Below are 11,534 nucleotides of genomic sequence, written 5' to 3'. Positions count from 1 at the left end.
AACTCGCTATGTTCAGAGCAGGTCAGAAACCAGATGGGCTCGTTTTCCCTTCGGCGAATCAGACACCGCTGCGCAACCGAAACTTCCGTCGCGACGTCTTCGACGATGCTGTCGACGCCCTGAAACTCGACATCACTCCGCACAACCTCCGCGACACCGCCGCCTCTCTCGCGATTCAAGCAGGTGCGTCGGTGGTCGCAGTGGCGCGGCTGCTCGGCCATGAGTCCGCCGCCACAACCCTTAATCACTACGCCGGTCTTTTCCCGAGCGACCTCGATGATGTCGCGCTACGTCTCGACCTTGCTGCGCGCGCGGTGTTGCAGGAGCAGGATCCTGGTATGCAAGATAATTCTGATTCGCGAAATGCGGCGGTTAAGCGTGCGGCTCGTCGAAATACGGCGGCTTCAGCGGCGTTAGAGAATCGTGTGGTTCCGGAGGGACACGTTCGCTCGGCTGCGGTGGAGCGCTACCTGGCGGACATACAGATTCGTGCTCGCGACGACCAATCAGCGCTACCCAGTACCACTGAAGCACCGACCACACACCGACCAGAAGGGAGCGACGAGGAGTAGGGCAGTCGCCCGGAAATGCTCGCTGACCTGCGAAAATGGTAAGTGCCCCCGGCAGGATTCGAACCTGCGACACCGGCTTTAGGAGAGCCGTGCTCTATCCCCTGAGCTACGAGGGCGGACGGCCTGAGCTTACCGGGCAGGTTTAAACCCGAGGGCCACGGCGGTCAGCGCAGTTCGGCGATCACCTTCGAGAAGTTCTCGATGTTGTTGTCCTGCACGGTGAAGGACGACACACCGTACTTTTCCCGGTACGCGATCAACGTGTCGGCGATTTCGCGCGGCGAACCGCTGAGCACCGACGGCTGCGACAGGATCTCCTCATCGGACAGGTCCGGCGCGTAGCTCCGGGTCAGTTTCAGGTCCGGCTCGGTCTCGCCGACGCGCGGCATCGCCGTGATCGCCAGGTTCAGCTCAAGGGAGTCGAACCGATCCCCGGCGGCGTTGCGGACGAAGTCGACACGCTCGGCGAACGGGTCCTCGACAGCGCGCACTTTGGAGCCGGTCAATCCGATGATGTCGGCGTTGCGTGCGGCGATGGTCAGCACCCGGTCGCCGTTGCCGGCGATGATGAGTGGCGTCGACGGGTGGTGTTCCTTCAGATACTTCGTCATGTGTTCGAGGTAGTCGACCCGGGCGCCCGCGCTGGGATATGGGATCTCGGCGGCTTCGAACTCTTCGCGGACGTAGCCGGTGCCCAGCCCGATCTCGAGGCGGCCGTCGCTGAGCAGATCGAGGGCTTGCATGTCCCGGCTGAGCAGGGCCGGCTTGTAGAACGCGGAATTGAGCACGTACATGCTCAGCCGCAGCGTCGTGGTGACCATCGCGACCGCGGTCAGGGTCGGGAAGGGCGCGGCCGCGCCTAAATGGTCTGGCACACAAAGAATGTCGAAGCCGGCGTCTTCAGCGCGCTTCGCCTTGTCGAGCAACGCCTCGCGCGACTTGAAGAACCGCATGCTCATACCGAAGCGAAAATCCTTGGCCACCAACAACCTCCGTTAACGTTCCAATGACATTGACCAACTACGGGCGGTAACCGCCAGCCCCTGGATCAGCGCGCTGGTGACCGACGACAAACCGTCATCGCCCGGCAGCGGGCTGCGCGGGCTGATCCCCCGGACCCGCGCGGAAAGCTCGAGCTGGGTTCCGCCCTCCCGCACCCGGTTCACCGGGTTGCGCGGGTGCAGGCCGCGTAATTCCGGTGGAATGTCGTCGAGGTCGGTGATCACCTGGTAACCGGTCAGCCGGATGTGGCGGGCCAAGTGGGCGGCCAACTCCCTGTTGCGCCCGCCGGCCAGCAGCTGGGTGCTGCGCCCGTCGCGGCCGTAGCCGTGCAGGGACACCGCGACGTCGACATGGTCGAGGAACTCGGCGAGCCGTGGCGACTCGGCCGGATCGAACAGGGCCGACGGCAGGTGATGCGGGTAGTGGTCGGGATGACGCACGACATACACCGAAGCGTCGGCGGCCTCGGCGGCGCGTTCGGCGATCACGTCGGTCATCTCTTCGAGTCCACCGCCGTGGATGGCGAGAAAGCCGAAACGCGAACGTAATTGGCTGACCTCGGTAACCCCGGGCTCGCTCAGCAACGCCGAAAGTGACTGTGGCGCAGGGCCGGACGCCGCCGACGGTTTCGGGCGAGGCCAGCCTGCGGGGCCCCAGCGGCGCAAGAAGTCGAGCCAGCGCTGGGGCAACCCGTGCTGCGTGGCGCCGTCGATGATGGTGGGCAGGTAGCCCGGGCGCGGGGGCCCCGGCGTCACCCGGTGGTCGATGTAGACCCAGGCCGGTGACGGCCCGTCGTCGGTGTGCACGGTCAGCCGGTCGCGCCGGTAGCGCACCGGCACACCCTCGGCGCTGTCCAATGTCGCCAGGTCGCCGTCGGAGATCTGCCAGAGCACCCCATGCACCTGGTTTCCGGCCAACGGTTCGACGGTGGCCACGCCGCGCTGGTTGATCAGCCAGTCGTGATCGGCGAGGACCGCCGGCCGCGGATCGGCGGCGTCGGGACAACGCCGCGCCATCTGCCTGACGCATAGGTTCGAGCCGTATGCGAAGTACAGATGCCGCAGGGCCGGCATTCAGCCGGTCACCGTCAGCCAGACGAGCATCATGTTAAGCAGACTAATCAATATGCCGACGCCCCAGCCAAGAATCGTCGTGATGCGGTGGTTGGCGTCGTCGCCCATCAGCTCGCGATTGCTCGTCAGCTTGATCAGGGGCAGCACCGCAAACGGAATGCCGAACGACAACACCACCTGGGATAGCACCAATGCGCGGGTGGGGTCGAAGCCGAGCGCCAGGATCACCAGGGCGGGGCACAGGGTGATCAACCGACGCGCCACCATCGGGATCGACCGGTGCAGCAACCCCTGCATGATCATGGCGCCGGCGTAGGCGCCCACCGACGAGGACGCCAGCCCGGACGCGAGCAGTCCGATCGCGAACAGCACCGCGATGGTCGCGCCCAGCGTGTTGTGGATGGCGGAATAGGCGCCCTCGATCGAAGCGCTCACGTTGCGGTGCTGCAGGTTGATCGCGGCGACCAGCAGCATCGCGGCGTTCACCGTGCCGGCCACCGCCATCGCGAGGACGACGTCCCAGCGGGTGATGCGCAGCAGCAGGCGGCGATGCGACCCATGGTCGGGATGCCCGTGCCGGTCCAGGACCAGACCCGAATGCATGTACACCGCATGCGGCATGACGGTGGCCCCCAGGATGGCGGCGGCCAGCAGCACACTCTCGGTGCCGCGGAACCTCGGCACCAGCCCACCCAACACATCGTGGGGCGGCGCGGTCTTGACGAAGAAGCTCGCCGCGAACCCGATCGCGATGACCAGCAGCAAGCCGGTGATGACCCGCTCGAAGATGATCTGTCCGCGCCGGTCCTGAATGCCCAGCAGCAGCAAGGCCACCACGCCGGTGATGAGCCCGCCGACCATTAGCGGCAACCCGAACAGGATGTGCAAGGCGATGGCCCCGCCGACGACTTCGGCCGCGTCGGTGGCGATCGCCACGAGTTCGGCCTGGGCCCAATACACCAGCCGCAGTGGACGGCTCATCCGCCTGCCGAGGGCGGCCGGCAATGAGCGCCCGGTGACCAGTCCGAGCTTGGCCGATAGGTACTGGACCAGGCCCGCGAGGACGTTGGCCGCGACGATCACCCATAGCAGCAGGTAGCCGTACTGCGAGCCGGCGCTGACGTTGGCCGCGACGTTGCCCGGGTCGACGTAGGCGATCGCGGCGACGAAGGCCGGCCCGAGCAGGTACCAGTTGCCCTTGAGCGAGCTCTGGGTGCGCTGCGCCAACGTGCCGACCTCGATTCACTTCACCGAATAAGAAAGTGAGGTTAGTCGAACATCTCGGCGGGCCGGCTGGCGGCGCGACGTTTTACCCCCGTGGGGCTCACTCCGGGAGGTAGAGCCCCTTGCCGGTGACCAGCGGCAAGTCGAGCGTCGTCACGATTCCCGGGTCGGCGGCCACCACCGCCGGGATCGCGTTGACCACCCGCATCGCGGTGGCCACCAATCCGGCGTGGTTGTGATCGCCCTTGCGGCTGCTCAGGCAGATGTCCATGGCGTACGACGGTTCGCCGGTGACCTCGATGCGATAGGAGCCGCCCTCCTGTGCGGGCTGCGGCCACTCGGGGCACAGGTCCTCACGCAGCCGGGTGACGTGTTCGAGCACGACGGCGGGATGGCCGTTGACCATGCCGAACACCTCGAAGCGCAGCGCCGCGGCGGTGCCCTTGGCGATATGGCCCGAGGCGATGTCGAAGTCCTCCGGGGCCGGTACGCGAACGTGCGACTGGGTGACCTCATCGAGCGAAATGCCAAGGCCCGCCGCCATTTGCCGGATCACCGAACCCCACGCCAGGCTGAGCACACCGGGCTGCAGCAGCATCGGAACGTCGTCGAGTGGCTTACCGAATCCCATGACGTCGAACATGACCGCGGCGCTGTCATAGGTGGCGTAGTCGACGATCTCCATGCACCGGATCTGCTGGATGCTCTGGCAGGTGCCGGCCAGCGCCAATGGCAGCAGGTCGTTGGCGAAGCCGGGATCGATGCCATTGACGTACAGGCTTGAATTGCCTTCGCGCGCTGCGTCTTCGAGGGGTTTGATCAGCTCCTCGGGGATCACCTGCCACGGATACTGCAAGAAGACGGGGCCGCTGCCGACAATGTTGATCCCGGCCGCCAACACGCGGCGGTAGTCCTCGAGCGCCTCGGGTAACCGGTTGTCGGCCAGCGCGTTGTACACCGCGCATTGGGGCCCGGTGGCCAGCACCGCATCCAGGTCGGTGCTGGCGAGCACCCCCGTCGCCTTCGTGAGCCCGGCGAGCTCTGCGGCGTCCTTACCCGCCTTGGCGTCCGAGGACACCCAGACGCCTTTCAAGTCGAACTCCGGATTGGTGATGAGCGCCCGCAGCGCGTGGATACCGACGTTGCCGGTGCCCAGTTGGACGACGGGGATGGGCATGACGTGCTCCTTAGCGGTCGGGGGTCACAGGTCCGGGACGGGGATGTCGAGGTTGGGGAACGTGAGGCCGCCGTCGACCTCGAGGGTCTTGCCGGTCAGGAAGTTGCCGGCGGGCGAGGCCAAATAGACTGCGGCAGCGGCGATGTCGACCGGATCGCCGAGCCGGCGCATCGGGGTGGCCTTCTCCATCGGGGAGCGCAGCTCGTCGTTGGAGGCCACCACGTCCAGGGCGGAGGTGAGGATCGACCCCGGCGCGATCGCGTTGACCCGAATCCGGGGGCACAGGTCCAGGGCGGTGAGCCGGGTGTAGTGAGACAGTGCGGCCTTGGCGGTGCCGTAGGCCGCGAAGCCACGTCCGGCCAGCCGGCCCATGGTCGAGGTGATGTTGATGATGCTGCCGCCGCCGGAGTGCTCCAGCATCAACGGCACCGCCGCCAGTGTCAGCGCGTGGGCGGTGCCGACGTTGAAGGTGAACGCGTCTTTGAGGTCCTTCGTCGAGGTCGTCAGCAACGTGTTGGGCATGGTTCCCCCGACGTTGTTGACGACGATGTCTAGTTTCCCGAACGCCTCGACGGCCTGACCGGCCAGCTCGGCGGTGGACTCCGGATGCGCCAGGTCGGCGGCCACGATGTGGGCACGGCGCCCGGCGGCGCGGACCTGTTCGGCGACGGCCTCTAGTTGGGTTTCGGTTCGCGAGGCGATGAGAACATCCGCGCCCGCCTCGGCGAAAGCCAGCGCGATGGCCGCCCCGAGGCCGCGGCCTGCACCGGTGATGACGGCGACTTTGTCGTCGAGACGGAACCTGTCAAGGATCATGGAAGCCCCTCTTCGTTTCGGTGTCAGGCGACACCGTAGCAAGCTGGGCCGCCCCGGATAAGGCATTTCTAGAACAAGTTCTATTTTCCTGTTGGGCCCGCCGTCAGTGCGGCCCTCGGATTGGCGACCCTTGGCGGGCCGAGTCGGCGACCGCGGCCCGCGCTGCCAGACCATTTGCCCGCCGTTCACCTTGTTGCGGTTAGCTCGGTGTCGCCGACCATTTTGGTCCTTACCGTGAGGAAGAGAATTGGGACGCAACCGATTTGGTGCCTTGTTGGGCGTCCTGGCCGCCGCCGCGCTGGTGTTGTCGGGATGCGGAATTCACGACAGCAGAGCGTGGGGAAGCGGGGCGGGCTCGCCGGGCACGGTCGACTGCGGCGGCACGAAGGCCCTGAAGGCGGCGGGGTCGACGGCCCAGGCCAACGCGATGACCCGGTTCTCCGGCGCGTTCGAGCGCGCTTGCCCCGGTCAGACGCTGGACTACACCCCCAACGGCTCCGGCGCGGGAATCGGCCAATTCACCGGAAACCAAATCGATTTCGCGGGCTCGGATTCACCCTTGACCCCCATCGAATACTTCGCCGCGCGAAACCGATGCGATTCGCCGGCATGGAATCTGCCCGTGGTGTTCGGCCCGATCGCCATCACCTACAACGTCAAGGGCGTCAGCTCGCTGATCCTCGACGGTCCCACCACCGCGAAGGTCTTCAAGGGTGCCATCACCGTCTGGAACGATCCGGCGATCCAGGCGCTGAACCCGGGTACCGCGTTGCCCGCCGAGCCCATCCGTGTCGTGTTTCGCAGCGACCAGTCCGGCACCACCGACAATTTCCAGAAATACCTGGATTCCGCGTCCGACGGTGTCTGGGACAAGGGCATCGGGAAGACGTTCCACGGTGGGGTCGGGGAGGGCGCCGACGGCAACGGCGGGACGTCGGCGGCCGTCAAGGCGACCGAAGGCTCGGTCAGCTACAACGAATGGTCGTTTGGCCTGGCGCAGCAGCTGACCATGGCCAGGATCGTCACCTCGGCCGGACCCGAGGCGGTGGGGATCAGTGCCGATTCGGTCGGGCGGACGATTTCCGGTGCCACCCTCACCGGGCAGGGGAACGACCTGGTGGTGGACACCTTCTCGTTCTACAAGCCGACCCGGCCCGGTTCGTACCCGATCGTGCTGGCGACCTACGAGATCGTGTGTTCGAAGTATCCCGACCCGAAGGTCGGCGCCGCGGTGAGGGCGTTCCTGCAAAGCGCCATCGGTGCCGGCCAGAATGGCTTGGCGGACAACGGGTATGTGCCGGTGCCGGAGGCGTTCAAGTCGCGGCTGTCGCGTTCGATCAACGCCCTCGCGTGATCTGAGCAGCCGGCCGGCGGGGCGGATGTGTGCTTTGCTGACGAATGCCGACAAGGCGACGTCACGGTGTGCTCCCGTCAACGTCGCGACGGTGCGCCGGCGCGTTCAGCGGCGATCGCCGAAAAGTTTGCTCAACGTTCAATTGTTACTGTTACGTTCGTGGCCGCGAGGCGGACCGGTCGGCGCGCCATGGCTAACTGACCGGAGCCGATCATGGTTCATACCCACCGTAAGGAAGCGAATTGAAACTCAACCGATTTGGCGCCGTGCTGAGTGTCCTGGGCGTTGGTGTGCTGGCGTTGTCGGGGTGCGGAAGCGACAACAACGGGACTGGCGCCAATGCACCGGCCGGTTCGTCGTCGGGCAAGGTGAGTTGCGGCGGGAAGAAGGCCCTCAAGGCCAGCGGGTCGACGGCCCAGGCCAACGCGATGACCCGCTTTGTCAACGCGTTCGAGCAGGCCTGCCCGGGCCAGACGCTGAATTACACGGCCAACGGATCGGGTGCGGGAATCAGCGAATTCAGCGGCAACCAAACGGATTTCGGTGGCTCTGATTCGCCGCTGGCGGCCAACGAATACGCTGCCGCGCAGCAGCGGTGCGGTTCGCCGGCCTGGAATCTGCCGGTCGTATTCGGCCCGATCGCCATCACCTACAACGTGACGGGCCTGGATTCACTCACCCTCGACGGACCGACGGCCGCCAAGATCTTCAACGGCGCGATCACGATGTGGAACGACCCCGCGATTCAGGCGCTCAACGCCGGTGCCACATTGCCCGGCGTGCCGATTCACGTCGTCTTCCGCAACGACGAGTCAGGCACCACCGACAATTTCCAGAAGTATCTCGACGCCGCCGCGGACGGTGCGTGGGGCAAAGGCGCCGGAAAGACCTTCAAAGGCGGCGTCGGTGAGGGAGCCAAGGGCAACGACGGTACGTCGGCGGCGATCAAGGCCACCGAAGGGTCCATCACCTACAACGAATGGTCGTTTGCTCAGGCGCAGAAACTGAACATGGCCAAGGTCATCACCTCGGCCGGCCCGGACGCGGTGTCGATCAGCGCCGAATCGGTGGGCAAGACGATTGCTGGGGCCAAGATCTCCGGTCAGGGCAACGACCTGGTGCTCGACACGCTGTCGTTCTACAAGCCCAAGCAGGCCGGTTCCTACCCGATCGTGCTGGCGACCTACGAGATCGTGTGCTCGAAGTACCCCGACTCCGGCGTCGGCACGGCGGTGAAGGGATTCCTGCAAAGCACCATCGGCGCCGGGCAGAATGGCCTGGCCGACAACGGCTACATCCCGATCCCCGACGCGTTCAAGGCGAGACTGTCTGATTCCATCAACGCCATCGCATAGCCTGAGGTGGTCGTGACACGAGGAACAGCAACCAGCCCGTCGACCGCGGAAGAGCCGGCATCAACGGCGCTGAGTGCACGCGTGGCGCGGCGGGGGGACCGGCTGTTCAAGCTGGTCGCCGCCACCGCCGGCTCGACGATCGTGGTCGCCATCCTGTTGATCGCGGTGTTCCTTTTGCTGCGCGCCGTCCCGTCGTTGCGCGTCAATCACGCAAACTTCTTCACCAGCGCGGAGTTCAGCACCAGCAACCCCCACAAGCTGGCCTTCGGCATCCGCGACCTGCTCATGGTCACGGTGCTCAGTTCGCTCACCGCGCTGGTGCTGTCCGTGCCCATCGCGGTCGGTATCGCCGTGTTCCTCACCCAATACGCGCCGAAGCGGCTGGCGCGCCCGTTCGGCGCGGTGGTGGACCTGCTGGCCGCGGTGCCGTCGATCATCTTCGGGCTCTGGGGAATTTTCGTCCTCGCCCCGCGGATCGAGCCGGTGGCGGCGTTCCTCAACCGGCACCTGGGCTGGTTTTTCCTGTTCAAACAGGGCAACGTGTCCTTGGCCGGCGGTGGCACCATCTTCACCGCCGGCGTCGTGCTCTCGGTGATGATCCTGCCGATCGTCACCTCCGTCTCGCGCGAGGTCTTTCGGCAGACCCCCCACATCCAGATGGAAGCGGCGCAGGCCCTCGGCGCCACCAAGTGGGAGGTGGTGCGGATGACCGTGCTGCCGTTTGGCCGCAGCGGCGTCATCGCCGCCTCGATGCTGGGATTGGGTCGCGCGCTGGGTGAGACGGTCGCGGTGCTGATCATCTTGCGGTCGGCCGCCCAGCCGGGGCACTGGTCGCTGTTCGACGGCGGCTACACGTTTGCCTCCAAGATCGCGTCGGCGGCCGCGGAGTTCAGCGCACCGCTGCCCACCGGGGCGTACATCTCGGCGGGATTCGCGCTGTTCGTCCTGACGTTCGTCGTCAACGCGCTGGCCCGCGCGATCGCCGGCGGCAAGGTCAACGGATGACGCGCCCATGACGGTTGACGCGCTCGACCGGCCGGTCAAGGCCGAGGTGTTCCGGCCGCTCAGCTTCCGGCGGCGGATCACCAACAGCGCCGCGACGATCTTCTTCCTCGCCTCCTTCCTTATCGCGCTGGTGCCGCTGTTCTGGGTCCTGTCGATCGTGATCGCGCGAGGCTGGTATGCCGTGACCCGGTCGGGATGGTGGACCCACTCGCTGCGCGGCGTGCTCCCCGAACAGTTCCTCGGCGGCGTCTACCACGCGCTGTACGGGACGTTGGTGCAGGCAGGGGTGGCCGCCGCCCTGGCGGTGCCGCTGGGCCTGATGACCGCCGTCTTCCTGGTCGAATACGGTTCTGGCCGCCTGGTGCGGTTGACCACGTTCATGGTCGACGTGCTGGCCGGGGTTCCCTCGATCGTCGCGGCGCTGTTCATCTTCAGCCTCTGGATCGCCACCCTCGGCTTCCAGCAGAGCTCGTTCGCGGTGTCGCTCTCGTTGGTCTTGCTGATGCTGCCGGTGGTGGTGCGCTCCGCCGAGGAAATGCTCCGGTTGGTGCCTGACGACCTGCGCGAGGCCAGCTACGCGCTGGGCGTGCCGAAGTGGACGACCATCGTGCGGATGGTGTTTCCGATCGCGATGCCCGGCATCATCTCCGGCATCTTGTTGTCCATCGCGCGGGTGATCGGCGAAACCGCGCCGGTGCTGGTGCTGGTCGGCTACAGCCGGTCGATCAACTTCGACGTCTTCCACGGCAACATGGCCTCGCTGCCGCTGCTGATCTACACCGAACTCACCAACCCCGAACACGCCGGTTTCCTGCGGATCTGGGGCGCGGCGCTGACGCTGATCATCATCGTCGCCGTGATCAACATCGTCGCCGCGGGCACCCGTTTCCTGGCCACCCGCAAACGTTGATCGAGGCGTGTCGGGTCAGGACTTCGAGGCCGCCTTCTTGGCTGGAGCCTTCTTGGCGGCGGTTTTTTTTGCGGGTGTCTTCTTGGCGGGTGTCTTTTTCGCGGCGCTCTTTTTCGCGGGTGCCTTTTTCGCCGGGGCTTTGCCGTCCCCGCCACCGGAGCGCGCCTTCACGCTGGCCTCCAGCTTGGCCAGCAGATCGGAGACGTCCTCGGTCTCATCCAGCTCCTTGGGCTGCTCCTCGGTGGTAAACGCTTCTCCGCCTTCGAGTTTGGCTTGGACCAGCTCGTGCAGCTGCTCCTGGTAGTCGTCGTGGTAGCGGTCGGGGTTGAACTCTTCGGCCATCGAATCCACCACCTGCCCGGCCATTTTGAGTTCGGCGGGCTTGACTTCGACCTTCTTGTCGAGGATCGGAAAGTCCGGGTCTCGAATCTCGTCGGGCCACAACAACGTATGGATGACCATCACGTCGCGCTTGCCGAAGTCCTTGACCCGCAACGCCGCCAGCCGGGTCTTGTTGCGCAGCGTGAAATGCACGATCGCCATCCGGTCCGTCTCGGCGAGCGTCTTGGCAAGCAGCACATAGGATTTCGACGACTTGGAATCGGGCTCCAGGAAGTAGCTGCGGTCGAACAGCATCGGGTCCACGTCGCTGGCCGGCACGAACTCCAGCACTTCGATCTCGCGGCTGCGCTCTTCGGGGAGGGTGGCGATGTCGTCGTCGGTGATGATGACCATCTGACCGTCATCGGATTCGTAGGCCCGGGCGATGTCCCGGAATTCCACGACTTCGCCGTCCACCTCGCACACGCGCTGGTATCGGATGCGGCCGTTGTCCTTGGCGTGCACCTGGTGGAACTTGATGTCGTGGTCCTGGGTGGCGCTGTACACCTTGACCGGGACGTTCACCAGACCGAACGCGATGGAACCCTTCCAGATGGAGCGCATGTAAGTCAGTATGCCCATAGTGTTCGCTGCCTAACAGCACCCGCGCCGTCGCGCCGCTGCTCAGACGCCCGAGCGCGTAACGCCACGGCGAGATCGTCCTC

General features: G+C 65.8%; 11 protein-coding genes and 1 tRNA gene. 5 read left to right on the top strand and 7 right to left on the bottom strand.

All coding sequences use genetic code 11. The features are described 5' to 3' along the window. The coding region (locus JF781_RS26450; protein WP_225330488.1) for a tyrosine-type recombinase/integrase at positions 1-572 on the top strand (572 nt) is incomplete at its 5' end. A 43-nt stretch (positions 573-615) separates the two neighbouring features. Here the strand turns inward: JF781_RS26450 and JF781_RS26445 are convergent. The 6 genes from JF781_RS26445 to JF781_RS26420 all read right to left on the bottom strand — a co-directional run bounded on the left by JF781_RS26445 (position 616) and on the right by JF781_RS26420 (position 5,864). Continuing rightward, a tRNA-Arg gene (locus JF781_RS26445) sits at positions 616-688 on the bottom strand. A 48-nt stretch (positions 689-736) separates the two neighbouring features. Next, the gene (locus JF781_RS26440) at positions 737-1,561 is read right to left on the bottom strand and encodes an LLM class F420-dependent oxidoreductase (RefSeq protein ID WP_225330487.1); all 825 of its coding nucleotides are present in this window, start codon (positions 1,559-1,561) and stop codon (positions 737-739) included. A 6-nt stretch (positions 1,562-1,567) separates the two neighbouring features. Further along, positions 1,568-2,647 (bottom strand): poly-gamma-glutamate hydrolase family protein, encoded by a 1,080-nt coding sequence (locus JF781_RS26435; RefSeq protein ID WP_225330486.1) that lies wholly within the window; start codon positions 2,645-2,647, stop codon positions 1,568-1,570. Then, on the bottom strand, positions 2,648-3,889 hold the full coding sequence (locus JF781_RS26430) for an Nramp family divalent metal transporter (RefSeq protein ID WP_225330489.1): 1,242 nt from the start codon (positions 3,887-3,889) through the stop codon (positions 2,648-2,650). Between the two features lie 82 nt (positions 3,890-3,971). Beyond that, positions 3,972-5,048, bottom strand: a complete 1,077-nt coding sequence (locus tag JF781_RS26425; protein ID WP_225330485.1) for a diacylglycerol kinase — start codon at positions 5,046-5,048, stop codon at positions 3,972-3,974. Between the two features lie 24 nt (positions 5,049-5,072). Then, positions 5,073-5,864 (bottom strand): SDR family oxidoreductase, encoded by a 792-nt coding sequence (locus JF781_RS26420; protein ID WP_225330484.1) that lies wholly within the window; start codon positions 5,862-5,864, stop codon positions 5,073-5,075. Positions 5,865-6,111: 247 nt separating this feature from the next. Here JF781_RS26420 and pstS (JF781_RS26415) point away from each other — a divergent pair, with 247 nt between their 5' ends. From pstS (JF781_RS26415) to pstA, 4 genes are all read left to right on the top strand, one after another. Continuing rightward, positions 6,112-7,218: a phosphate ABC transporter substrate-binding protein PstS gene (gene pstS / locus JF781_RS26415; protein WP_225330483.1), complete on the top strand. Its 1,107-nt coding sequence runs from the start codon at positions 6,112-6,114 to the stop codon at positions 7,216-7,218. A gap of 242 nt (positions 7,219-7,460) precedes the next feature. Then, the gene (pstS, locus tag JF781_RS26410; protein WP_225330482.1) at positions 7,461-8,573 is read left to right on the top strand and encodes a phosphate ABC transporter substrate-binding protein PstS; all 1,113 of its coding nucleotides are present in this window, start codon (positions 7,461-7,463) and stop codon (positions 8,571-8,573) included. A 69-nt stretch (positions 8,574-8,642) separates the two neighbouring features. Further along, positions 8,643-9,578, top strand: coding sequence for a phosphate ABC transporter permease subunit PstC (gene pstC, locus JF781_RS26405; RefSeq protein ID WP_255642376.1), 936 nt, complete (start codon positions 8,643-8,645; stop codon positions 9,576-9,578). A 7-nt stretch (positions 9,579-9,585) separates the two neighbouring features. Further along, positions 9,586-10,488 (top strand): phosphate ABC transporter permease PstA, encoded by a 903-nt coding sequence (pstA, locus tag JF781_RS26400; protein ID WP_225330480.1) that lies wholly within the window; start codon positions 9,586-9,588, stop codon positions 10,486-10,488. Between the two features lie 15 nt (positions 10,489-10,503). Here the strand turns inward: pstA and JF781_RS26395 are convergent, their stop codons facing one another. Then, positions 10,504-11,433 carry a Ku protein gene (locus JF781_RS26395; protein ID WP_225330479.1) on the bottom strand — a complete coding sequence of 310 codons (930 nt, stop codon included), beginning with the start codon at positions 11,431-11,433 and terminating at the stop codon, positions 10,504-10,506. Between the last annotated feature and the right edge of the window lie 101 nt (positions 11,434-11,534).

This window comes from Mycobacterium sp. WUMAC-067 (assembly GCF_020217485.1).
Classification (GTDB): Bacteria; Actinomycetota; Actinomycetes; order Mycobacteriales; family Mycobacteriaceae; genus Mycobacterium.
The sequence above is the reverse complement of the archived record's forward strand: the minus strand, read 5'-3'. Positions and strand labels throughout refer to the sequence as shown.